Here is a 23,968-nt window from a genome sequence, read left to right on the forward strand (position 1 = left end):
AGCGTGGTACTTATACTCTAAGTACCACGCTTCTTTATTAATTTTGGCTAAGACACTTTATATATTCTAATTGATCCATTTCTTTTTTTACTCGTGGTAGGTCATTTGACAAAAAACGGATTAAATAACCGGCATCTCGTAATCTCGTCATACTTACCTGATGCTCTTTTGATGAATGATTCCATTTTTCTTCTTCTAATACAATTTCTCTATCTATTAACCAAACACTCGCAATGAAATGATAATCTCCCATTACCCCAAAATGCTTTACATCCTGGCGGCTTGGCTCAAACCGTAAGCTATCATAAACAAGACAGTCATCCTCCATCCAGACTTCCAGTTGTGTATGGCACTTCTCAAATGTGAACCGTTCTCCCCGTTTTTCCCGTCCTGGATATAATATTTCTTCCCAGTAGAAATGACTGTCTTCTTTCATAGTAACCTTTGTATGACTTTGAAATGCACTCTCAGCAAAAGGGATGACCTCTTCCCTCTTCCATGTTAAAGATGCTTGTTCAGCTAATTCGATATCGACCTGCTGTCTGCTCGGATTACCATTATAGGCTGGATATACTTTGGTCGCAGCCTGGGGATGCAGGGTGACATTGGTGCCCTCGTCTAACCGTATCCGATATCCGTTGGTATCTCCGGCTACAAGCCCTCCAGAAGATTCCATTAAGTACACTGTAATATCGTCTGGATTATCGACATATAAGCCTCTGCTTGCTTTTAATGGTGGTTGATTATAGACATCTTTCATCAGCGTTTTCTGGTTACGTAATGTAAAATAAAGCTCAAGCTTCCCGTCCATTACGATACTTCGCTTCCTTCTAATAACATGGCATGTTGGATCCATTGAATCACTTCTGGAATACCATCACCTTTTTTCACATTGGTAAAAACAAATGGCCGTTCTTTTCTTGCTTCTTTTGCATCGATTTTCATTTTATCAAGGTCTACTTCTACGTACGGTGCTAAATCGATTTTGTTCACGAGTAAAAGGTCAGATCTTGTTACACCTGGACCGCCTTTTCTGGGGATATCACCACCTTCGGCTACATCAATAACATAAATGTAACCGTCTACCAGCTCCGGACTGAAGGTTGCCGATAAATTATCACCGCCACTTTCCAATAAAATAATATCAAGATCATCGAAGCGTCGTTTTAATTCATCGATCGCCTCAAAATTCATCGATGCATCCTCACGTATAGCAGTGTGCGGGCATCCCCCTGTTTCCACACCGATTATACGGTCTTCTGGCAGAATTCCTTGTTTGATTAAAAATTGCGCATCTTCTTTTGTATAAATATCATTGGTAATAACAGCAATACTATATTGATGGACCATTTCTTTTGTTAATTTTTCTACGAGTGAAGTTTTCCCAGAACCAACTGGTCCTCCTACTCCTACGATAACTGGTTTCATACTGCATTCTCCTTCCTTAAGATATAAAGAGCCGTGACCTCAAATATTTATGTTGCATCGACGCAAGCTCAAGTCCAACAGCATGATTGGACAGATGAGACAAGTCACGTCCTAATATGTTAACTGTTGCTTTTTCCATTTCTGGTATTAAGCGGTGAATCACTTCAATCCCTGCCTTTTGTCCAAGTGGAATAGCCCGAACGGCATTGTGAACAAGTCCGACCGTTGATGAATACAAAAAAGTCAGCAACGTTGTATACAGATCAAAAGCTAAATCTTTGGCATAAAGACTATATACGATCGGAAAATGAGCGATCACCCTTTTTTCCTGTAAGAGCTGATGCCATTTCTCCAAGGACGGTGTTTCACTGACAGGTAATACCGCCTTGACAAATTGTTTACCGATCATACTGCTTGCTTCTCTTGTTTCGTCTGGATTTTTACTTGCATCACATATTTTTTCCAAACGGATTAATGCTGTCATTTTCTCTTCTTGATAAGCTTCCTTTACAAAAATACCATCTGTATAGGCGACATTTTCATGAAGATAGATTTGACAAAAGTGAAATAAATCTTCCTTTGTCCTGATTAAGTCAGCTTGAATAAAGGTTTCCATACCAAATGAATGGGTATAGGTACCAATCGGAAAAGCGGAATCATGTATATGCATTAAATAGAGAAACTTAGTGTTGATGCCCTCTGTATTTAAATGGCTCTGTGAATCTTCTTTCTGTCTTCTCATATTTAACACCTACTTCATCAAATAAACGTTCGAGCGTCTCATCATAGCGGACAACAATTTCTGATTCTGAAATTAGACATGGTGTATGGCGGTTACCTAGTTCAAACGCTGCTTTTCCCATTTGCACGATATTTTCTGGGTACACAACATACACTTTTTCTTTCTTCGTACGGATCACAATTTGTTTTTCATCATCCTCATAAACAACATCACCAACTTTTAATGGGGCTTTTTCCTCTAGGGCAATCGCGACATCTGTACCCTTATCTGTTGTCTTTCTAATAATCCGTTTATTTAATTCATCCCAATCAAGTTCGATCCACTCTCGGTTTGGGTGGTCTTTTGGCTTTTCTTCAATATTTTTGATTACTTCTTTTGTTAACATCTGTTATCCTCCTAGAATAAATAATAACGTTGGGCCATTGCCACCTCTTCAAAAGGTTCGCAAGTAATGATCTCACCATCCAGTTTGACTTCATATGTTTCCGGATCCACATCGATTTGTGGGGTGGCGTCATTCAATGGCAGGTCCTTCTTTCCAATATTCCGACAGTTTTGCACAGGCCGAACCAGTTTCTGTAAACCTAACGCTTCATGAACCTTATCTTGATAGGCTGCCTGAGAAAGAAAGGTAATAGCGGTTTGATATTTCGCTTTTCCTAACGCACCGAACATTGGGCGCATCATTACCGGCTGTGGTGTCGGAATTGATGCATTGGGATCACCCATTTGTGCATAGGCAATCATTCCACCTTTTACAACTGTTTCAGGTTTAGTTCCAAAAAATTTCGGATCCCAAATCACGACATCAGCCAGCTTACCAACTTCAATCGAACCAATCTCTGCACTCATTCCATGCGTAATCGCAGGATTAATCGTATACTTTGCGATATAGCGTTTGGCTCTTGTATTATCATTTTGTGCGTGCTGATCTTCCTCTAAGAAGCCTCGCTGTTTTTTCATTTTATCTGCCGTTTGCCATGTTCGGGTAATGCTCTCACCGACACGCCCCATTGCCTGTGAATCAGAAGAAATCATACTAATAACCCCTAAATCGTGCAGTATATCTTCTGCTGCGATCGTTTCCGGGCGAATTCGGGAATCGGCAAAAGCGACATCCTCAGGCACGTTATGATCCAGGTGATGACAAACCATTAACATATCCAGGTGCTCATCAATCGTATTGACCGTATATGGTCTCGTCGGGTTAGTCGATGATGGCAGCACATTTGGAAAGGAAGCAATCTTCATGATATCTGGTGCATGCCCGCCACCTGCACCTTCTGTGTGATATGTATGAATAACACGGTTACCAATCGCCTTAACCGTATCTTCTAAAAAACCTGCTTCATTTAATGTATCGGTATGGATCGCGACTTGTACATCCAGTTCGTCAGCCACACTAAGACATTGACTGATCGCTGCCGGTGTAGTCCCCCAATCCTCATGTAATTTCAAACCAATCGCACCAGCTTTTATTTGCTCACGTTGTGGATCAGGTGACGAAGCATTTCCTTTGCCTAAAAAGCCTATATTGACTGGATACTCTTCTGCTGCCTCCAGCATTCTATGGATATTCCATTCACCAGGTGTACATGTTGTTGCGTTCGTACCTGTCGCAGGTCCGGTACCACCACCGAGCATTGTCGTTATTCCAGCTGCCAGCGCGACTTCTATTTGCTGTGGACTGATAAAATGGATGTGAGCATCAATTGCTCCTGCGGTAACTATTTTGCCTTCACAGGCAATTACTTCTGTCGAAGCCCCGACAACCATATTCGCTGTGACACCTTCCATCACATCCGGGTTTCCACCTTTGCCAATCGCCACGATTCGGCCATTCTTCATCCCAATATCCGCTTTAACAATACCGGTATAATCAAGTATCAATGCATTGGTTAAGATTAAATCTAGCACCTGTTGATCCCGAGTTCTTGTACTGCTTTGTCCCATACCATCACGCAATACTTTCCCTCCGCCAAATACGCTCTCATCTCCATAGGTCGTGAAATCTTTTTCCACTTCGATCCATAAATCGGTATCAGCCAGTCGGACTTGATCACCAGTAGTCGGGCCATAAAGAGCTGCGTATTGCTGTCGTGAAAGCTTCATTATAAAACTCCTTTCTAAAACCCCTTTTTCCTGATTGTCTCGGTAATTTCTACCGTTTCTGCTACACTACCGTTTGTCAGGTTATTTAAGCCGTATACATGTTTGTTCCCAGCTATTTCGACAAGTTCGATTTCTTTTTCCTCGCCTGGTTCAAAACGGATTGCCGTACCTGCTGGAACATTCAGACGCATCCCAATCGCAGTCGGTCGGTCGAAGGCAAGCTCACGATTCACTTCGGGAAAATGATAGTGCGAGCCGACTTGGATCGGTCTATCTCCTTTATTAGCTACTTTGATTGTTTTCAACTTTCTGTTTTTATTAATGGTAATTGCTTGTTTTGCTAATTTGATCTCACCAGGAATCATCGAAAAAAACCTCCTTACGTTATCGGCTGATGGACAGTAACAAGCTTCGTTCCGTCCGGAAAAGTTGCTTCAATCTGCACACTTTCAATCATCTCCGGCACCCCTTCCATCACCTCGTCTGCCGTCAAAACTTGCTTGCCTTCCTGCATTAATTGGGCTACTGTTTTGCCTTCACGAGCACCTTCTAATAAATAACAACTAATTAAAGCCGTTGCCTCTGGATAATTTAATTTTAAACCTTTCTTTCTCCTTTTCTCAGCCAATTCACCCGCTAAGAATAGCAGTAATTTTTCCTGCTCGACAGGCGATAACTTCATAATAAATCCCTCCAATCAAACACTTAAATAACGATATACCTCTTCATCTTCCACTTGATCTATTGGATTCTCATAAACGATCGAACCATGGTCTATCACATATAAATAGTCGGCAACACTTTTAACGAAATCAAGATTCTGCTCAACTAGAATCATCGATGTCGTCGATGTTTGTTTGATATCTACAATGACATCTTGAATTTCCTGTACGATGTTCGGCTGAATTCCTTCGGTCGGTTCGTCAAGTAACAAGAAAGATGGATTGGATACTAATGCTCGAGCGATAGCCAATTGTTGCTGCTGTCCACCACTTAAATCCCCACCATTTCGTTTAGCAAAATCCTTTAAGATCGGAAAATAATCATATATTTTCTCATCAACTTTCTTTTGATTACCTGCTTCAAGTCCAATTTGCAAATTTTCATAGACCGTCAGCTTCGGAAAAATTTCTCTTCCTTGCGGGACATAACCAATTCCTTTTTGAGCACGTGAAGAGGAACGAGCTTTGGTAATATCTTCAGATTGATAATGGATCGATCCTTTTTTGGGATGGAGAATACCAATGATCGTCTTTAATAAAGTCGTTTTGCCTACCCCATTTCTTCCCATCACACAAATTACCTGATTATCCTTTACTTCCATATCAATCTCCCGGATTACCATGCTTTCTTCATAACCTGCTTCCAGTCCCTTAATTGACAACATGCTCCTCAACCTTTCTGCCTAAATATACTTCCCTTACTGTCGGGTCATTTTGCACTTCTTCCATACTACCTTCAAATAGTAATTGCCCCTCATGCATGACCGAGACAATATCAGCATACTCCTTCACAAAGTCCATATCGTGCTCGACTATTAATACGGCTCGATCCTTGGCAATTTTAGTAATTAGTTCCCCTGTTTTATTACGCTCCTTCTTCGACATCCCCGCAATCGGTTCATCCAATAAGACAATATCTGGCTCCTGCATTAACACCATCGCAATTTCGAGCCATTGCTTTTGACCATGTGCTAATGAGCCTGCCAGCTGATTTTCTACTTCCTTCAAGCCGACTAATGCAAGCATCTCATTGACCTTCTGTTTTTGTTCCTTTGTCCATTTCGCCTTAAGCATGGAAAATAAGTTTTTCTTCTGCTTCATGGCAATTTCCAAATTATCTATTACGGTTAAATGTTGAAATATGGATGGAGCCTGGAATTTTCTTGAGATACCTTGGTGGACAATTTGGTCTTCTGAAAGTTTGGATAGTTCTTTCGTTCCTTGTAATGTTATGACGCCTGCGGTTGCTTTAGTATTGCCACAAATCACGTCGAGTAATGTCGTTTTTCCTGCTCCATTAGGGCCAATCACAAAATGGACAGAATTCGGCTGAACAGTAAAATCCAACTGGTTAATCGCTTTAAACCCGCTAAAGTCAACTATAACTTTTTTCAACGTCAACACTGCTTGAGACATCTTGTTTTTTCCTCCGATCACTCCATTTTTCAAATATACCAGTTATTCCTTTTGGTAAGAAAACAACAACAAGTACGAATAACAGCCCAAGGAAATATGTCCAGATATCAGGGTACGATTCACTGAAACCAGTCTTCGCAACATTGACAAGCACTGCCCCAATAACCGGGCCAATGAGTGTTCCACGTCCACCTAAGGCAACCCATAGTACCATTTCAATGGATGGAATAATCCCAATCATCGTAGGTGAAATAATTCCAACTTGTAAAACGAATAACATACCGGCAAGCCCTGCTATTGCTGCAGATAAAGTATAAATAAATGTTTTATAGGCAGAAGGACTGTAACCAAGAAATCTCATACGATTCTCTCCATCGCGAATGCCGACAAGTATTTTACCGAATCTTCCTTTCACAAGCTTCCTAGAAAAGAAAAACACAAGACCTAATACGACTACAGTGATGATATAAAAGGCTGTCTGGGTGGAAGCTGCATTTACCTGAAAACCAAAAAATGTACTGAAATTAGTTAGTCCGCTTGAACCACCAGTCAGGTTTTGACTTCCAACAAATAACGTAACAACTACTAACACAAGCGCCTGTGACAAAATCGTAAAATAAACACCACTAATTCTGTTACGAAAGGTTAAATAACCAAGAAAGAAAGCAACCAATGCTGGAAGCAATATCCCAAGCAGCATCGCGACGATCGGATATTGAAACGGAACCCAAATAAGAGGAAGTTCACTCATTCCGCTCCAAGCCATGAAATCTGGTAGTTTCCCCCCTGTTGCTTCCAGCTTCAAATACATCGCCATACAATACGCACCTAAGCCGAAGAAAATTCCGTGACCTAGACTTAAAACACCTGTATAACCCCACAATAAGTCCAATCCAATTGCCAAAATAGCAAACGCTAGAAATTTACCTAATAAATTCAAACGAAAGTCTGACATAAAAAGGGGAGCTAGTAACAACAACAGAAAAATCAAACTAAAAATAATTTTCTGACTCAATAGTTTCTGATAAATCGTATTTTGCATGATTCAACGCTCCTAAATTATTAATCTAGTGATCTTGAACGTGACATGACAAGACCTGATGGACGCCATTGTAAGAAAGCAATAATGACGATAAATATCAGTACTTTTCCTAATGTTGCATTTGTCACATATTCAAAAACTGTATTTAAAACACCGATTCCAAAAGCTCCTGCTACTGCTCCAAATAGTGCACCAACACCTCCAACAACAACTACCATGAAGGCATCAATAATATAGCTTGTTCCTATTGTTGGACCGATTGCTCCTAATAATGTCAGTGCGCAGCCTGCAACACCAGCGAAACCAGAACCAATGGCAAACGTCAGCATATCTACTTTTCTCGTAGAAACACCTAAGCATTCTGCCATTTGTCTGTTTTGCATAACTGCTCTTACTCTTCTGCCACTTGCCGTCCGGAAAAAATAATAATAAATACTAAGTAAACAAACGATCGATAAACCTAAAATAAATAATCTTGAATAAGGTAGAATTAATGCCCCTATTTCCAATCCTCCAGACAAGAATGATGGACTAGTTACCCCTACATTCGGTGCACCAAAGATCGATCTTGCTGTTTGCTGTAAAATAAGACCGACTCCCCATGTAGCTAGTAAACTATCAAGTGGTCGCTTATACAGGTGACGAATTAAAGATACTTCTAACAGCATCCCAATCCCCGCTGCCACAATTAAGGCAACTGGGATAGAAATAATAAAATATAAGTCAAAGTATTCCGGTGGAGCATAACTGATAAAAATATTTTGAATAACATAAGTAATATAGGCACCAACCATGATTAATTCACCGTGGGCCATGTTAATGACATTCATTAAGCCGAACGTAATTGCTAGCCCCAATGCTATTAATAACAGGATCGAACCAAGACTTATTCCATTAAATAAGGTTAAAATAATTTCATTCAATCCAAACACCCCTTTCCTGATGAAGAAGGAAGCGGGCACTTAGCCCGGCACCTTCCCTATCCTATTTAATTGCCAACCTATGTGTATTTTTGTGACATTTGATGTAAACTAGTCAGTAAAAAAAATTGTTTTTTATTATTTTTTATATAATTTATTCTGCTAAGGATTCACTCAAATCGGATGCCCAATCGTATTCCTCTAGGTAAGGATCAGGCTTAACAGGTTCGTCTGTTTTCCATAACTCCGCAATCATACCATCACTTTGGACTTCTCCAATCCTTACTGTTTTATAAACATGTTGATTGTCTCCGTCAATGGTTACCGTTCCATTTGGTGCTTCAAATGTAATGCCTTTTGCTGCTTCTCTAACAGCATCTACATCGGTTGTGCCTGCTTCTTCCACTGCTTGTGCCCATAAATAAACACCGAAGTATCCTGCCTCAATCGGATCTGCAGTGACGGCATCCTCCCCATATTCCGCCTGATAGTTAGCAACAAATGCTTCGTTTTCAGGTGTATCTGTTGTTTGATAATAGTTCCAGCTAGTTAAATGTCCTTCAATGACATCCGTGCCAATCCCTTTAATTTCTTCTTCAGCAACACTAACTGATAAAACTGTTACATCATCTGACGTAATACCTGCATCTTTTAATTGTTTAAAGAATGCAACATTACTATCGCCATTCAATGTGTTGAAGATAACATCGGGATTTTCATTTTTGATTTTAGCAATGACCGTATTGTAATCAGTATGTCCTAATGGTGTATATTCTTCTCCAACTAACGCTGCACCCTCATTATCCAATTGTGCCTTAATTGCTGCATTGGCCGTTCTTGGAAATACATAATCGGAACCTAACAAGAAGAACGAATCTCCTCTATTTTCCAATAACCAGTCTACTGCAGGTACAATTTGCTGGTTTGGTGCTGCACCTGTGTAGAAAATATTAGGAGATGATTCCATCCCTTCATACTGTACCGGATAAAATAATAAACCATTATGTTCTTCTACAACCGGTAGCATCGCTTTACGACTCGCAGATGTCCAGCCGCCAAAAATTGTTGCTACTTCATCCTGTTGTAGTAATTTATTAGCTTTCTCAGCGAATGTTGGCCAATCAGAAGCACCGTCCTCGACGATCGGTTCTAATTGTTTACCTAACACACCGCCGTTTTCATTAATTTCCTTGATGGCAAGAAGCTCTGCCTGTTGTACCGATGTTTCGCTGATAGCCATTGTTCCACTTAATGAATGTAAGATTCCCACTTTGATTGTATCCTCATCATCTTCTTCATTGCTTGTACTTTCCTCGGTTGTGTCTGTTTCTTCTGTTTCTGCTTCAGCTGGGTCTGTAGCATTTGCTGCATTATCTGCTGCTGAACATGCCGCCATCAAGATGGCTACTAACCCTAACAGTAAAAAATAAAATAAATTCTGCTTTCTCATTCTTCCTGCCCCCATCTAATATTTAATTAGTATACAAGGATAAGGCTAGCAAATAAAAAAAATCTAATCTAATGGTATGTGAGATTTTCTTACATTATTTTTGAAATATTCTGACATATTCAAGTAGATTTATTTGTCATATTCTAGCGATTAATAGAATGATCTTGTTAAGTAGATCCAACTGAGTGATGTGGGAGGAGTCGTATTTTTTGAAGAGTATATTTTCTGTCCAAACACAAGAAACCTCCTTATTAAAAAGGAGGTTTGTATATTGTAACAATATGTATAGGTGATAAGTAAATAGTTATAGGAATATAGACAGTTGGCTGATCCGTTCACACGCTTCGCTTAACCTTTTCTCATTATCCAATAAAGCTATACGAACATATCCTTCACCCGAAGTACCGAACCCGTTCCCCGGTGCGACAACAACATGGGCTTCTTCTAATAAAAACTCGGCAAATTGCTCGGATGTGTAGCCAGTCGGTATAGGCATCCAAACAAAGAAAGACCCATTACTCGTCCCGCCATGCCAGCCAATCTCTTCTGCTTTTTGTAAGAAAACATTTCTTCTGTGCTCATATATCTCATTAAGTTCTTTGATTGCTGCTTGTCCTTTTTTTAGCGCTTTTTGTGCTGCCGCTTGAATAGCCCCAAAGATACTTACATAGTAATGATCTTGAATTAGTTCAATCGCTCGGATGATAGATGGATTTCCAACAGCAAACGCCACTCTCCAACCAGCCATATTAAACGTTTTCGATAATGTATACATTTCTATCCCAATCTCTTTTGCCCCAGGTGATTGTAAAAAGCTTTGCGGCTTTTCACCATCATATCCGATTGCACCATAGGCAAAATCGTGAACAACACCAATGTGATGCTTGCTTGCTACCTCAACTGTTTGATCAAAAAACTCCTTTGTGGCAGTTGCTGCCGTTGGATTGTTAGGATAGTTAAGAAACATCAACTTTGCCTGATCCAAATCATTAGCAGCAAGCTTTCGATAATCAGGTAAAAAATCATTCTCCTTCCATAATGGCATATGTATAGCTGTTGCATTGGCTAGTGCGATTCCTGACATATAATCCGGATAACCTGGGTCAGGAACAAGCACTTTGTCATTCGGGTTCAATAGACATTGACTAATTTCCACAAGACCTGTTTTCGAGCCGAACATAATCGCTACTTCTGTTTCAGGATCAACATCCACCTCATATTCCCGTTGATAAAAATCTGCTATCTCTTTTTTCAAGAACGGATACCCTTGAAAAGGTGAATATTTATGAAAGGATGGATTTTCACTTGCTTCCTGTAATGCTTTCACAATAAAATCAGGAGTAGGCAAATCAGGATTGCCTTGGCCTAAATTTATGACATCATGACCTTCATTAACTAAGGACTGTGTCTTTTTTACTAATTTTGCAAAGAACTGCTCCGGCAATCGCTTTAGCCGATCTGCATATTCGAATTGTGCCAACTTCATCACTCTCCATATAAATGTGGTACGCGGCTTTCAAACACAGGAATGCTTTTGCGTATGTCTGTTACCTTGCCTAAGTCGATACTGGCACTAATAGTAGTTTCTGTCTCTCGAAGACCTGAAGCAACAAGCTCTCCAGATGGATTAATGACCAGTGATTCACCAGCAAAATCAGTACCATTACATGTTCCACTGCTGTTAGCGGAAATAATATAGCATTGATTTTCGATTGCCCTTGCAAATTGAAGGTATTTCCAGTGGTCTCTTCTTGATGTTGGCCATTGTGCGACTACATGGATTACTTCGGCTCCTTGTAATGCAATAGCTCTCATTAACTCTGGAAAACGCAAATCATAACAAATAACCAAACCCATCGTAACACCGTCTAATTCAAATGTGGCTGCTTTTGCTTCACCACCAACTAAATACTTCGGCTCATCTAACATTGGAACGAGGTGCATCTTATCATATTGGTGGACCAGTTCCCCTTCACGATTGAATACATAACTTGTATTAAAGATCCCTTTTTCCTTTTTATTCGCAATCGATCCACCAATAATATGAATTTGATGTTTTTTAGCTAGTTCACTTAAGAAAGGAATCGTAGTTTCTCCATTGTTGTCTGCCAGACCATTCAACCTGTCCAGCGCATAGCCGGCATTCCACATTTCTGGTAATACAATCGTATCTGGTTTATTTTCGTTTACTTGTGTTTCGACCCATTGTTGTATTTTATCCCTATTTGCTTCTGGATCTGCCACAACTACATCCATTTGGTAAATTGCATATTTCATCTCATACACCTACTTTATTTCACTATTTATATTTATTGTAAAACATATTGGAAAGATAAGCGATACATAGTAACTTATTTTGATTGTTTATTCTTTCCTTTTTCATACAGAAAGTACTTTTAATTGACATCATTATCTTGAAAATAGCCATCAGGAAGTTGACGTTTGAATGTTACCTGTTAACAGATAAACAACTAAACCAACTTGTTGAATAGGATAATGGAAAGAAGGTTACCATTCAACCTGGGATATAGCATATCGCTGACCATAGCAGAGATCATCAGGCACATACTACTCAAATACGAAAATGGTTTACAGAAGCGTATCCCAAAATAAAAATCGGATGAAATCAATGGTTTCATCCGATTTATTATTTTAATACGATCATGTGACGGTTGACAGAAATAAGTTGCTAGAACGCTTTAGTTAAACCTAATGTTTTCTCAATGATGATTAGAGCAACTACTGCAATGAGAATAAATACCACGGAAACAGCATTTATCACAGGATCAAATGTTTGCTCCACATAGTTAAAAATCCTTACCGGTACTGTTACCCACTGAGGAGAGGCAACAAAGACACTTACCGAAACTTCCCCAAATGACGTGACACCAGCAAAAACTGTTCCAGCCATAATTCCTGGTTTAATATTTGGTATCGTCACTTTGAAAAAAGTACGAATAGGGCCTGCACCAAGACTCATGGACGCATGCTCTAATATCGGATCCAAATTGGACATGCTCACGCCAACAGACCGAATGACAAACGGAAAGACAATAATTACATGGGCTATGATCAGAGCGTTCATAGTACCGAACCACCCCATTGCAGTACCCTGGTATAGAAATGCTATCCCAAGCACAACATGTGGAATCATTAACGGAGACATCATTAATGCCTGTAGTGCTTGTTTTCCCGGAAATTGAAGTCTTCGTATCGCAACTGCTGCCGCTGTACCTAGAATAACCGTTATTGGTGTTACGATTAGTACTAACAAAACACTTGTCCAAAGCGTCTCCAGCCATGCACTACTACTAAATAGCTCCTGATACCACCGAAGTGAAAAGCTTGTCGGCGGAAATTCCGGATATGCATTTGGACTAAAAGACGCTATTACAATAATGAGGATGGGGATTGCCATAAACAAATAGACAAGGCTTCCTGCCAGCCAAATCATTAAAGTTGTTAAAGAAAATCGTTTGTTTTTCAGTTTTGCTTTAGCCATAGACTCTCTCCTCCCATTTGTTTAATAACCATCCTAAAAACAGTATACAAATTGCGACAAGGACAAGTAATGTAAATGCTAAAGCTGCGGCAAACGGCCAGTTAGATATTTGTACTACTTGTTGGTAAATCGTTAATGGAAGTAGTGGTTGCAAGCGGCCACCTATTAGCAGGGCTGTAATATAACTGCCAGCAGCTAGGGAGAACACAACTATAAAACCAGATATTAATCCTGGGATCGACAATGGCAAGGTAACCCGTAAGAATGTTTTCCACCTGTTTTCACCAAGACTCATCGAAGCGCTTTTTAACCTTGAGTCGATATCCCCAAGTGTATTGGCAATCGGCAATGCTGCAAAAGGTAATAGGACTTGTACAAGTGCTATTACAACAGCGGTAAGGTTCCACAACATTGGGATCGGTTCATCGATAAAATTCATTTTCATTAATAATTGGTTGATCATTCCATTTTGGGCTAGCAAGACAATCCAGGCAAAACTAAGTACCACCATACTAATTAGTAAGGGCATAATAAGTAAAATATATAAAAATGTTCGCAAGCCTGAATGTTTGGCATTAACTAACATATAAGCAGCAGGGTATGCCAGTACAACACAACTTATTCCTGTTATAAAGGCTACCAGTAAAGTAATACCAATGGTCTTCATATAGGTAGTAGATTGAAAAACGTCTACATAATGTTGAAACGTATAGGCATCCTGCAGATTTAAATATGGATCCACTTCCCGAAAACTTAACTCAGCTAACATAATCAGTGGCGTTACAAGGAAAAAGCCTAATAAACCAATCGTTGGAAGCAATAGTCCCCAATAAAATAATTTTTGCCGTTCCGATTTCATCACTTTTTTCAGCATAGGCTATTACTCCTTTTCAGCCAATGGTATTACATCAGCTGAGCTCCAGCGTAAATATAAGGTTTCTCCTGCTTGTGGCGGCTGTTCAAATACACTGTCTGATATATGCAGAAGCATTTCCCCTTCTTCCGCAAGAGAAGTATGAATCCTTAGTGAATCTCCTACATAATTTGTATGTACGACTGTAACCTCTGCTTCATTGACCTGTTCGCTTTTCTCATGATGGTTGACAACTTGAATTCGTTCAGGCCGTAACATTACCAATTGAGATTGCTCCCCATTGTCACGCACGTTATGCTGTGTTTCTAATAATAATGGTTGATTCTTTGTTATTTTATGCTTTTTGGCTAAAAAGGTTGTCTTATCAAGAGTAGCGGTCTCTGCTGCAGTTTGTTCCACTTCAAAAATATTTACCTGTCCAATAAATTCTGCAACAAATCGATTACTTGGCTGACGATATATCGTAAGTGGTTGATCGACTTGCTGAACGTGACCATTCCCTAAAACCCCAATCCGATCTGATAAGCTTAACGCCTCTTCCTGATCATGTGTTACCAGAACAGTAGTAATACCAATGCGTTGTTGCAATAGTCTTAATTCCGTCTGCATTTCTTTTCTTAATTTTGCATCTAAATTACTCAGGGGTTCATCCAATAGCAAGACAGAAGGTTCAATCGCAAGCGCACGTGCAATGGCAACACGTTGTTGCTGTCCACCACTTAATTGATGTGGCATCCGTTTTGTATAATCTTCTAATTGTACTAATTGTAGTACTTCTTCGACTTTTTCCTTCATTACTTTTTTGGGCATTTTTTTAACTTTCAAACCATAGGCAACATTATCAAAAACACTCAAATGCGGAAATAAGGCATAATTCTGAAACACCATACCAATTTTGCGTTGATATGGTGGTAAATTTGTTACGTCTTCTCCATTGATTGCTACCGTACCAGTAGTTGGCTGCAGAAAACCCGCAATGATATTTAATAGCGTGGTTTTCCCGCAACCACTAGGACCAAGCAAGGAGAAAAACTCTCCTTCCTCGATCGTTAAATCAACATCGGCTAATGCTGTATTACTCTCAAACTTTTTGCTAATACCTTTTACCGTAATACTCATTATTGTCCTCCATCAAATGTATTAATCCATCGATCTGTGATTTCATTTAATTTTGGTGTTAATGCTTCATAGTCAACCCATGTTAGTTCTTCGTAGAATTCTTCTCCTACTTGAACTCGCTCATTAAGACTTTCACTATATTCCACATCTTTATTTGTCATTCCATAGAAGGATAATTCTGCAAATGCACCTTGTACTTCCGGTGAAGACAAATGGTCTACCAATGCATAAGCATTCGCTAAGTTAGGTGCACCTTTTGGAATAACCCAGCTTGCTACTGCAGCTACAGGGCCTTCTTCAGGATATGCAAAGCCAAGCTCAAGTCCTTCATCCTGAAGTGCGAAGACACGTCCATCCCAGAATGGAATAGCTGTAATTTCACCACGTTCTAATAGTGTTTGAATAGTTCCTGGATTATCTGGATAGGCAACCGTGTTCGGTTTCAGCTCACTAAGTTTTTCAAATGTTGCGTCAATTCCTGCATCACTAGATTGCTCTTCACCAATTGCATTCGTTACACCAGAGAAGAATTGTAAACCTGCTGAGTAAGATGGAGAAGAAACACCAACTTGTCCTTCAAAGCGCTCGTCCCATAAATCCATCCAAGTTTCTGGCTCAAAAGGAACTAAATCTTCACGATAGGCAATTCCTAGCTGTCCCATACTAAAGCCCGCTGCATACACTTTACCATCTACAGTAAAGCGTTCATTCACCGAATCATATAAATTATCAATGTTTGGTACGTTTTCCGGATCAAGTGGTTCTAAAAGATCTCCAGCAATTGCTCTTTCAATGGTATCCGGTTGAAAAATCAACACATCATATTGGGCGTTTTCTCCTCCAGATGATCGGATATTAGAGAACCAGTTCGCATCTGCTCCTGCATTAATCACCACATTAATACCTGTTTCCTCTTCGAATTGCGCTAAGCCAGCTTCAACAATTTGTTCTTCCCAATTACCACCATATACTCCAACTACTACTTCATCTGTTTCTGGTAATTCAGTGGTGGTTTCTTCATTTTCTGTATCATTCCCACATGCCACCAATACCAATGCCATCGTGACGAATAACATGACTTGCCATTTCTTTCTCATGTTGTACACTCCTTCAGTTTTTATCATTTTTATACTTGTCTCCAAGCATCGTCAACATCTTTCATTGCAATTTTTTCCCCTTTTAATTGCTTTGCTAAGTAATCTTGAATTAATACTTTTTTATGCCAGCGCTCTGTTGCTGGTAGTGTTCGTAATTTTTCCATTAAATAATCCATTATTTCTTCTGGCCAATGCCGTTCAAATTGCTGACGACTTGTACCATAGTCAATCTTAGCAATATCCATATTACGGATATTCTTCCGTAAGTCAGAGGTTTTTTCCTGATTAAGTACTAGTTTGTTGGTCTCTTCATCTTGCTCGATCACCACACTATAATCCTTCTTAGCTGTTTCTATGCTAAGCAATCCCTTTTGCACTTCACGTAATATTTTTTGTGGGTCTCGTTTTTGAGGTAGTCCCCATCCACCTCCACTTGCAGTACGAATACTTACAATATCTCCAACCTCTGGTGAAAGAACATTTATCTTTGGCAGTTGCTGTTGTTGTGGGGTATCAGGATTAAGCACTACCCCACCCAGTGAGCCAGCTTTACCACCCAAAAGTCCCCATGGTTGAAATTTTAATCGTTCCATTCCTCTTGCTGTCACAATAGAATCTGGACGTAAAATTTCGAAATCCAGTCGAATAGCATGTCCTCCTCTACTCTGACCAGCACCAGCAGTATCTGGTATTAATTCATAACGGTGCACAATCGTATCAATGTGCTGTTCCAAGCTTTCGACAGGTGTATTTTTTAAAAAACCAGAGGAATGGTCGATTCCATCAATACCATCAAAATCTTGATGGCCACCGCCACCTCCGCCTAAAGGTTCTACAACAGCTACATTGCGTGCGCCACTACCTGCCTCTTGTGTTGATAAAACGACAATTGCAGCTTGCCCTGCACCAGCAGCAGGGATTTTATCTGGGATCGCTTTTGCCAAAGCTCCAAGTAGCGTTGAATACATACGCATAGTAATACTATGACGTACACCAACAGAAGCAGGATACTCTGGATTTACAATGGTCCCTCTTGGTGCATGAATACTTACAGGATTCAAGATACCACCATTGACAGGAATATGGGGATCTTCACTAATAATAAAATTGATAAGTCCTTGCAACAAGAAGGAATGCCTACTCCCATTTGTTACTAAGTTAAAGGCTGATTTTACTTGTGGATCACTCCGTGAAAAATCAATATGGATAGAGCTTTTATCAATAGTTAAGTCAATTGCTAAACGAATAGGGTGCTCCGTTACCATGTCATCATCTAAATAATCATGAAAGCTATAGGTTCCATCTGGGATTTGCTCGATCACTTTCCGAGCTCGCGATTCACTTTGTTCTAGTAAATCCTCAATCGCAAATTGGATATTATCTACGCCGAATTTCTCAACCATATTCATCAGCCGTTTTTCTGCTGTATTCACGGCAGCGACCATCGCATTTATATCCCCAAAGTTTAGATGTGGAACGCGACTATTGGAATCTAACAGCAGTTTAATATCCTGATTTAATTCACCATTTCGATATATTTTTACCGGTGGGATACGTAACCCTTCCTGATGAATATCCGAAGCAGTCGGCGAAATACTTGCAGGAACTAATCCACCTACATCACTACAATGGACAAAAGACCACGCATAACTTATTAATTTATCGCCTGCAAAAATCGGCTTAATAATATGGATATCAGGTAAATGTGATGCTAGTCCATTTGTTGAATAGGGATCGTTTGTAATAATGATATCACCCGATTCGAGTGGGCCAGCCGATTCCAATGCTTTCTTTAAACTTAACCCTAAGAAAATCGTCACTCCAATAGATCGCGGATATACATAAAAGTCTCCCTCTGGTGAAGCAAGTGCAGTTGCAAAATCTGCCGACTCTTTTACAAAAGTAGTATACGAGGTACGCTCAATCACATGCCCCATACTACTAGCAATCGAATGAAAATAACTGCGCATAATTTCTAAATTAGCTGGATCTGTTCTCATCTTACTCCCCCCCTTCCATACGTGATAAAATTACGTGACCATACTGATCAACCTTTGCCTTCCACTCATTTAATACCACGGTAGTCGTATCATCTTGTGCAATAATGGCAGGCCCGATCACTTCTTGCGTATGTTTTAATTTGTTTCGATAATAGATAGGTGTGTGATAAGTTTTACCATTTAACATAATGGTTCGATAGCTTTCTGGAACAGGTAATTCATCAGACTGCTCAATTATTGGACTAGTTACCTTCGGCGGCTCCCCAATAATTCGGACGTGCAAATTGATAATCTCAATAGCAGCATCTTGATTGGCATGGCCATATTGACTGTAATGCAATTGATGAAATTGATGCACTAATTTGTCTTTCATGCCTTTTTCTAACCAATCTAGTTGAATCGGCATTTCAATTTCATACGCTTGATGCTCATAACGAGCGTCCATCGTATAAATTAAGGTCTTACCTTGCAAATTGGCAACATCCTGTGAGACTAACCACTTCTCAGCCTGTTGTACTAATTGGCTAAATTTCTGGTAAAGGTCATCCGAAGGTAAATTCTCTAACAAGGCTTGCTCCGTTTTTATTTCATCATGAATAAAATCGGCATTTAAGGCACCTAACGCACTCAATGTACCTGGGGTTGGCGGAATGATTACTTTATTTACTTGAATTTCTTCCGCTAATAAATTGGCCAGAACAGGACCGGCACCCCCGTAACCTAATAGACCGAATTCACGTGGATCGATGCCATGATGCTCCAAAATATTATTTATTTCGGCGTACATATTTGCAATAGCTACTCGAATCATCCGATCTGCTGTTTCTTCGACAGTTAATCCTAAATAAGAGGCAATAGGCTTAATTGCTTGCTTGGCTTTTTCGATATCTAACTGTAAGCCTCCTCCAGCAAAAGATCTTGGATCTAAATAACCGCAAATTAAAAAGGCGTCTGTTAACGCTGGTTTATCACCAACTCCATAACTCGCTGGGCCAGGAGTAGAACCAACAGAATCAGGACCAACTTTCAACATTCCACCGTTGTCAATCCAAGCATAAGATCCACCGCCTGCCCCTACAGAATACATCGAGACTGAAGGAAGCATTACTGGAAACCCACCCAACTTGTTACTTTGCGTATAGGTGGGATAACCATGTTCAATAATGGAAATATCTGCACTTGTTCCACCAACATCAAAAGTAAGAACATTGTTAAATCCGGCTTTCTTTGTCACATCTAATGCCCCAATAACTCCTGCTGCTGGTCCAGAAAATAAAGTTCTCACCGGATACTCACTTGCAGTATTAATACCCATAATCCCTCCATTTGATTGAGTTATATATGGTTGGGCTTGGACATTTTCTGCCTGTAAACGATCCCTTAAATGTTTAAAATGATACTCCACTTTTGGTTGGACATACATATTTAAGATGGTCATCATGGCGCGTTCATATTCTCTCATTTGTGGCCATAATTCCGATGATAGATTCACTTTCACTTTAGGAAGACGTTGACGCATTATTTCTTTTACTTGCGTTTCATTAATTGGATTTAGATAACTATGTAAAAAACATACGACAACTCCGTCCACATCCGCTTTTTCAATAGCATCTATTTTTTTAGTAAGATCCTCTATATCAAGCGGTTTTACAACTTCACCATTGTGCTGCATTCGCTCTTTAACCGTAAAGATAAGATCACGAGGTACTAATGGCTCTGGATGACGTGAGCGAAAATCATATGGAATTGGTAACCGTAGTCGCTGGAAACTTAACATATCCCGAAATCCTTCTGTCACTAAAAAAGCTACCTTGGCACCATTACGTTGAATAATCGTATTTAACCCGATCGTTGTTCCATGTACAAAATATTCTATTTTTTCTGGGGAAATTCCCATATCTTTAAAAGCTTGTAGACCATTTGTAATCCCTTGTGTTGGATCATCGGTAACAGTAGGGGTTTTTTTACTGATCATCTTACCATTACTTTGATCTAATAATATTAAATCGGTAAAAGTACCTCCTATATCAATACCGAGACGATAACGACTTGCTGACATATAATCGCTCCTTCCATTCGAATACCCTAGCTAATGACTATGGTTTAGAATAGCTCACGGCAATTTAATTTTCAAGCTATTGAACTTATGATTGTTCCCACAAGCTACATTATCAAGGTAGTAAACGTCTGTAAGCTCCCCACTTCAAGCTGCAAGTAACACAAGGAAGTGGACGAACGCTAACATCCTAATAAATTTCGGCCAATGATCAGTTGGGGTCAAAACCTCCACTTGCTTTCTATTGCATACGGATGTTGAACAATCCATGTGATCGTGTCATTTTAGTGAATACTGATCAAATAAAAACATCTTCTTGCGTTCTCTGAACCCTATGCTATCCTTACATATAAGAGGTGAAAAAATGAAGGCAATCTGTATTGGTATACTCTCAGCTATGTTTTTCTCCGTTACTTTTATACTGAATCGCTCCATGGAATTAGATGGTGGCAGTTGGGCATGGAGTGCTTCGCTCCGATTCATTTTTATGCTTCCATTACTATTTCTTATCGTTGGTTACCAGCGAAATGTAAAACCCGTTCTCATCCATCTTAAACAAAATCCGAAAGCATGGTTGATATGGAGTACCATAGGCTTCGGATTATTCTATGCACCATTGACTTTTGCAACTATTTATGGTCCCGGATGGCTTGTTGCCGCAACCTTCCAACTAACGATCATTGCAGGCTCTTTCCTTGTACCGATCTTAGATAACAATAAAAAACAACGAATCCCTATACAAGCGGTAATGATATCACTCGTTATTCTTGGCGGAGTATTTTTGATGCAATTAGAACATGCCAATGCTGTACCACTTGCTAGTGTGTTGCTCTGTGTCATACCACTCCTAATTTCGGCAGTTGCCTATCCATTAGGAAACCGCAAAATGATGCAAGTAGTGAATGGCGAACTCAATACTTTTCAGCGTATTTTAGGTATGACAATCGCTTCGATGCCATTCTGGTTTTTCATTTCCATCTATGGCTTTGCTTCCCATGGGTTACCTGATATATCCCAAGTGACCCAAACATTTATTGTTGCTGTTTTTTCCGGAATTATCGCAACTGTTTTATTTTTCTATGCGACCGAACTGGTGCAACATGATAATGAAAAATTAGCAGGGGTGGAAGCGACACAATCTGGGGAAGTCGTGTTTGCTTTATTAGGTGAACTGCTGCTTCTAAGTGCCCCACTGCCAAGCATCGTATCTTTTATCGGGATTTCAATCGTTATTATTGGGATGATCCTACATAGCCTTGTAACAGTTTGGAGTAGCAAGAAACAACAACAAGCCTTAAAAGAAGCACAGTAATGATAATAGAGGGCAGATGAAACCACACTTTATCTGTTCCCTCTATTTTTTTCCTCACCATGGAAGATTCTAAACTTTGCCCTCTCCTTTTACACAGCAACATCCATTATCCCGTCCTATTATTGCCATTCCAATATTTCGTTCCATCTATTTCCAATATCCTGTAATTCCAGTTCAAATTATATTATAATAGTTGGAATAATCGAACAATTCGAAGGGGGATTATTATGGCTACTGCAAAATCAATACGTCTCCGACGTTCTGAGGTGCCTGTCGAACAAACATGGGATTTAACAGATTTATTTCCATCTGATGAAGCATGGGAGGCAGAATGGAAAGCGATCCAGGCTGATGTGTCACTAGTAACAGCATACAAAGGAAAATTAGTAAGTAATGCCAACACATTACTAAATGGACTAACAGCCTACGAAACATTCCTTCAGCGATTAAATTGTCTAGCTACATATGCTAATTTACGTGTCAGTGCAGATGGTAGCGATCCTATCAATCAACGAGATGCAGCAAAAGCAAACGCAGCACTAGCAAGTATTAATGCGAAGCTATCTTTTATACAAGTAGAATTATTAACACTCACTGAAGAACGGGTCGAACAATTTTTGCAAGAAGAGGAAGGACTAACAACATATAAGAAATTACTTACTGATACGTTAGAGCAGAAGCCACATACACTCACACCAGAGGTAGAGGAAACATTAGCTGCCCTTGGTGAGGTCCATGATGCACCATACATGATTTATGAACGAAGTAAATCTTCTGATATGACATTTGATTCACTCAAAGATGATAGTGGTAATACTTTACCAATGTCTGCTGCACTCTATGAGGATCGCTATGAATCAGAAGCAAATACACGCATTCGTCGCGAGGCCTATCAATCATTTACTAAAACACTGAATCAGTACAAACATACCTATTCGGCCACATATGCAACAGAAGTAACCAAACAGGTAACACTATCACGTCTAAGAAACTATGAATCTGTAACAGATATGCTACTTGCCCCACAACAAGTAACAAAAGACATGTATCATCATCAATTAGATGTAAGTCAAAAAGAACTGGCGCCACATATGCGCCGTTATGCAACATTACTAAAAGAAAAACTTGGATTAGATGAATTGCAATATGCAGATCTAAAAGCGCCGCTTGATCCAGAATTTAATCCAACAACAACCTATGAAGAAGCAAAATCAATGATTCTCGAAGCTTTACAAGTAATGGGCCCAGAATATAGTGACATTATGCAAAAAGGGCTAAACGAGCGTTGGGTAGATTTAGCAGATAACATTGGTAAAAAAACTGGCGCATTTTGCTCCGTTCCATTTAGTGTTCATCCGTATATCTTAATTACTTGGACTGATAAGATGCGAGGAGCCTTTGTTTTAGCACATGAGCTTGGTCATGCCGGCCATTTCTATTTAGCTGGGAAAAATCAGACTTTAGTAAATACACGCCCTTCTACTTATTTCGTAGAAGCTCCTTCCACTATTAATGAATTGTTATTGGCACATTATTTATTAAATAAAACAAATGATAAGCAAATGAAGCGTTGGGTGATAACACAATTAATCGGGACTTATTATCACAACTTTGTGACCCACCTGTTAGAAGGAGAATTTCAACGCCGCATCTATGACCTTGCTGAAGCTGGTACACCATTAACTGCTGATGTGCTTTCCAAACAAAAATTACAAGTTTTACAAAACTTCTGGGGAAATGTGGTTAGCATCGATGAAGGAGCAGGTCTGACTTGGATGCGCCAGCCACATTATTATATGGGCTTATATCCGTATACTTATTCCGCTGGGTTAACAGTAGCAACAGCTGTTGCACAAAGAATTCAAACAGATGGAAAAGCTGCAGCTGATAACTGGTTAGAGGTGCTAAGAGCTGGAGGTTCCGTAAAGCCACTTGAACTTATAAAAAAAGCTGGTGTCGATATGGCTAAACCAGATGCAATTAAAGAAGCTGTTGCCTTTATTGGCTCACTTGTTGATGAATTAGAAAGAAGTTATCAATAATGTAAGTAATCATATCTTTCTCAAAACGAACCACATGAAACGTTAATTTCATGTGGTTCTTAAATTCAGTAATCAACAATATCATTTACTGACCGCCATCATCAACCAGGATAATATAATCATCTATTAAATCT

The 23,968-nt window shown here is 39.6% G+C and carries 22 protein-coding genes; 2 read left to right on the top strand and 20 right to left on the bottom strand.

Annotated elements, in window-relative coordinates; all coding sequences use genetic code 11:
* Positions 1 to 37: 37 nt before the first annotated feature.
* From ACTNEP_RS10385 to ACTNEP_RS10480, 20 genes are all read right to left on the bottom strand, one after another.
* Positions 38 to 811 carry an urease accessory protein UreD gene (locus tag ACTNEP_RS10385; RefSeq protein WP_441161880.1) on the bottom strand — a complete coding sequence of 258 codons (774 nt, stop codon included), beginning with the start codon at positions 809 to 811 and terminating at the stop codon, positions 38 to 40.
* A complete protein-coding gene (ureG, locus tag ACTNEP_RS10390; RefSeq protein ID WP_441161882.1) occupies positions 811 to 1,428 on the bottom strand; it encodes an urease accessory protein UreG in 618 nt (205 codons plus the stop codon). The genes ACTNEP_RS10385 and ureG overlap by 1 nt, the downstream gene beginning before the upstream one ends.
* Before the next feature lie 16 nt (positions 1,429 to 1,444).
* Complete coding sequence (locus ACTNEP_RS10395; RefSeq protein ID WP_441161883.1) at positions 1,445 to 2,170, bottom strand: urease accessory protein UreF; 726 nt, start codon at positions 2,168 to 2,170, stop codon at positions 1,445 to 1,447.
* Complete coding sequence (locus tag ACTNEP_RS10400; protein ID WP_441161884.1) at positions 2,112 to 2,555, bottom strand: urease accessory protein UreE; 444 nt, start codon at positions 2,553 to 2,555, stop codon at positions 2,112 to 2,114. Before ACTNEP_RS10400 ends, ACTNEP_RS10395 begins: the two co-directional genes overlap by 59 nt.
* Before the next feature lie 11 nt (positions 2,556 to 2,566).
* Positions 2,567 to 4,282, bottom strand: coding sequence for an urease subunit alpha (gene ureC, locus ACTNEP_RS10405; RefSeq protein WP_441161885.1), 1,716 nt, complete (start codon positions 4,280 to 4,282; stop codon positions 2,567 to 2,569).
* Positions 4,283 to 4,296: 14 nt separating this feature from the next.
* Entirely contained in the window at positions 4,297 to 4,647 is a 351-nt protein-coding gene (locus ACTNEP_RS10410; protein ID WP_441161886.1) for an urease subunit beta, read from the bottom strand.
* Between the two features lie 14 nt (positions 4,648 to 4,661).
* Positions 4,662 to 4,964 carry an urease subunit gamma gene (gene ureA, locus ACTNEP_RS10415; RefSeq protein ID WP_441161887.1) on the bottom strand — a complete coding sequence of 101 codons (303 nt, stop codon included), beginning with the start codon at positions 4,962 to 4,964 and terminating at the stop codon, positions 4,662 to 4,664.
* Positions 4,965 to 4,979: 15 nt separating this feature from the next.
* Positions 4,980 to 5,669 (bottom strand): urea ABC transporter ATP-binding subunit UrtE, encoded by a 690-nt coding sequence (gene urtE / locus ACTNEP_RS10420; protein WP_441161888.1) that lies wholly within the window; start codon positions 5,667 to 5,669, stop codon positions 4,980 to 4,982.
* Complete coding sequence (gene urtD / locus ACTNEP_RS10425; protein ID WP_441161889.1) at positions 5,656 to 6,420, bottom strand: urea ABC transporter ATP-binding protein UrtD; 765 nt, start codon at positions 6,418 to 6,420, stop codon at positions 5,656 to 5,658. Before urtD ends, urtE begins: the two co-directional genes overlap by 14 nt.
* Positions 6,380 to 7,462 (bottom strand): urea ABC transporter permease subunit UrtC, encoded by a 1,083-nt coding sequence (gene urtC, locus ACTNEP_RS10430; protein WP_441161890.1) that lies wholly within the window; start codon positions 7,460 to 7,462, stop codon positions 6,380 to 6,382. The genes urtD and urtC overlap by 41 nt, the downstream gene beginning before the upstream one ends.
* A gap of 20 nt (positions 7,463 to 7,482) precedes the next feature.
* Positions 7,483 to 8,385 carry an urea ABC transporter permease subunit UrtB gene (gene urtB / locus ACTNEP_RS10435; RefSeq protein WP_441161891.1) on the bottom strand — a complete coding sequence of 301 codons (903 nt, stop codon included), beginning with the start codon at positions 8,383 to 8,385 and terminating at the stop codon, positions 7,483 to 7,485.
* A 151-nt stretch (positions 8,386 to 8,536) separates the two neighbouring features.
* A complete protein-coding gene (gene urtA, locus ACTNEP_RS10440; RefSeq protein ID WP_441161892.1) occupies positions 8,537 to 9,832 on the bottom strand; it encodes an urea ABC transporter substrate-binding protein in 1,296 nt (431 codons plus the stop codon).
* Between the two features lie 304 nt (positions 9,833 to 10,136).
* A complete protein-coding gene (locus tag ACTNEP_RS10445) occupies positions 10,137 to 11,312 on the bottom strand; it encodes a pyridoxal phosphate-dependent aminotransferase (protein ID WP_441161893.1) in 1,176 nt (391 codons plus the stop codon).
* A 5-nt stretch (positions 11,313 to 11,317) separates the two neighbouring features.
* Positions 11,318 to 12,109 (bottom strand): carbon-nitrogen family hydrolase, encoded by a 792-nt coding sequence (locus ACTNEP_RS10450; RefSeq protein WP_441161894.1) that lies wholly within the window; start codon positions 12,107 to 12,109, stop codon positions 11,318 to 11,320.
* Positions 12,110 to 12,521: 412 nt separating this feature from the next.
* Positions 12,522 to 13,334: an ABC transporter permease gene (locus ACTNEP_RS10455; protein ID WP_441161895.1), complete on the bottom strand. Its 813-nt coding sequence runs from the start codon at positions 13,332 to 13,334 to the stop codon at positions 12,522 to 12,524.
* Positions 13,327 to 14,208: an ABC transporter permease gene (locus ACTNEP_RS10460; protein WP_441161896.1), complete on the bottom strand. Its 882-nt coding sequence runs from the start codon at positions 14,206 to 14,208 to the stop codon at positions 13,327 to 13,329. Before ACTNEP_RS10460 ends, ACTNEP_RS10455 begins: the two co-directional genes overlap by 8 nt.
* Positions 14,209 to 14,214: 6 nt before the next feature.
* Positions 14,215 to 15,330, bottom strand: a complete 1,116-nt coding sequence (locus ACTNEP_RS10465) for an ABC transporter ATP-binding protein (protein ID WP_441162121.1) — start codon at positions 15,328 to 15,330, stop codon at positions 14,215 to 14,217.
* Positions 15,327 to 16,424, bottom strand: coding sequence for an ABC transporter substrate-binding protein (locus tag ACTNEP_RS10470; protein WP_441161897.1), 1,098 nt, complete (start codon positions 16,422 to 16,424; stop codon positions 15,327 to 15,329). The genes ACTNEP_RS10465 and ACTNEP_RS10470 overlap by 4 nt, the downstream gene beginning before the upstream one ends.
* Positions 16,425 to 16,453: 29 nt before the next feature.
* Entirely contained in the window at positions 16,454 to 18,424 is a 1,971-nt protein-coding gene (locus tag ACTNEP_RS10475; protein WP_441161898.1) for a hydantoinase B/oxoprolinase family protein, read from the bottom strand.
* Between the two features lies 1 nt (position 18,425).
* Positions 18,426 to 20,483, bottom strand: coding sequence for a hydantoinase/oxoprolinase family protein (locus ACTNEP_RS10480; RefSeq protein WP_441161900.1), 2,058 nt, complete (start codon positions 20,481 to 20,483; stop codon positions 18,426 to 18,428).
* A gap of 361 nt (positions 20,484 to 20,844) precedes the next feature.
* On the opposite strand from ACTNEP_RS10480, the gene ACTNEP_RS10485 reads away from it, so the two are divergent.
* Both ACTNEP_RS10485 and pepF read left to right on the top strand, forming a co-directional pair.
* On the top strand, positions 20,845 to 21,792 hold the full coding sequence (locus ACTNEP_RS10485) for a DMT family transporter (protein ID WP_441161901.1): 948 nt from the start codon (positions 20,845 to 20,847) through the stop codon (positions 21,790 to 21,792).
* Between the two features lie 227 nt (positions 21,793 to 22,019).
* The gene (pepF, locus tag ACTNEP_RS10490; RefSeq protein ID WP_441161902.1) at positions 22,020 to 23,834 is read left to right on the top strand and encodes an oligoendopeptidase F; all 1,815 of its coding nucleotides are present in this window, start codon (positions 22,020 to 22,022) and stop codon (positions 23,832 to 23,834) included.
* The last annotated feature ends 134 nt before the right edge of the window (positions 23,835 to 23,968 follow it).

The sequence above is a fragment of the Gracilibacillus sp. HCP3S3_G5_2 genome, assembly GCF_052063305.1.
In the GTDB taxonomy this organism is placed as follows: domain Bacteria; phylum Bacillota; class Bacilli; order Bacillales; family Amphibacillaceae; genus Gracilibacillus.

Coding starts and splice junctions, on each gene's coding strand:
- ureG (WP_441161882.1), bottom strand. CDS start 1,428: ATGAAACCAGTTATCGTAGGAGTAGGAGGACCAGTTGGTTCTGGGAAA.
- ACTNEP_RS10480 (WP_441161900.1), bottom strand. CDS start 20,483: ATGTCAGCAAGTCGTTATCGTCTCGGTATTGATATAGGAGGTACTTTT.
- ACTNEP_RS10385 (WP_441161880.1), bottom strand. CDS start 811: ATGGACGGGAAGCTTGAGCTTTATTTTACATTACGTAACCAGAAAACG.
- ACTNEP_RS10485 (WP_441161901.1), top strand. CDS start 20,845: ATGAAGGCAATCTGTATTGGTATACTCTCAGCTATGTTTTTCTCCGTT.
- ureA (WP_441161887.1), bottom strand. CDS start 4,964: ATGAAGTTATCGCCTGTCGAGCAGGAAAAATTACTGCTATTCTTAGCG.
- ureC (WP_441161885.1), bottom strand. CDS start 4,282: ATGAAGCTTTCACGACAGCAATACGCAGCTCTTTATGGCCCGACTACT.
- ACTNEP_RS10395 (WP_441161883.1), bottom strand. CDS start 2,170: ATGAGAAGACAGAAAGAAGATTCACAGAGCCATTTAAATACAGAGGGC.
- ACTNEP_RS10475 (WP_441161898.1), bottom strand. CDS start 18,424: ATGAGAACAGATCCAGCTAATTTAGAAATTATGCGCAGTTATTTTCAT.
- ACTNEP_RS10450 (WP_441161894.1), bottom strand. CDS start 12,109: ATGAAATATGCAATTTACCAAATGGATGTAGTTGTGGCAGATCCAGAA.
- pepF (WP_441161902.1), top strand. CDS start 22,020: ATGGCTACTGCAAAATCAATACGTCTCCGACGTTCTGAGGTGCCTGTC.
- ACTNEP_RS10455 (WP_441161895.1), bottom strand. CDS start 13,334: ATGGCTAAAGCAAAACTGAAAAACAAACGATTTTCTTTAACAACTTTA.
- ACTNEP_RS10460 (WP_441161896.1), bottom strand. CDS start 14,208: ATGCTGAAAAAAGTGATGAAATCGGAACGGCAAAAATTATTTTATTGG.
- urtA (WP_441161892.1), bottom strand. CDS start 9,832: ATGAGAAAGCAGAATTTATTTTATTTTTTACTGTTAGGGTTAGTAGCC.
- urtE (WP_441161888.1), bottom strand. CDS start 5,669: ATGTTGTCAATTAAGGGACTGGAAGCAGGTTATGAAGAAAGCATGGTA.
- ACTNEP_RS10410 (WP_441161886.1), bottom strand. CDS start 4,647: ATGATTCCTGGTGAGATCAAATTAGCAAAACAAGCAATTACCATTAAT.
- urtC (WP_441161890.1), bottom strand. CDS start 7,462: ATGCAAAATACGATTTATCAGAAACTATTGAGTCAGAAAATTATTTTT.
- ACTNEP_RS10400 (WP_441161884.1), bottom strand. CDS start 2,555: ATGTTAACAAAAGAAGTAATCAAAAATATTGAAGAAAAGCCAAAAGAC.
- ACTNEP_RS10470 (WP_441161897.1), bottom strand. CDS start 16,424: ATGAGAAAGAAATGGCAAGTCATGTTATTCGTCACGATGGCATTGGTA.
- urtD (WP_441161889.1), bottom strand. CDS start 6,420: ATGTCTCAAGCAGTGTTGACGTTGAAAAAAGTTATAGTTGACTTTAGC.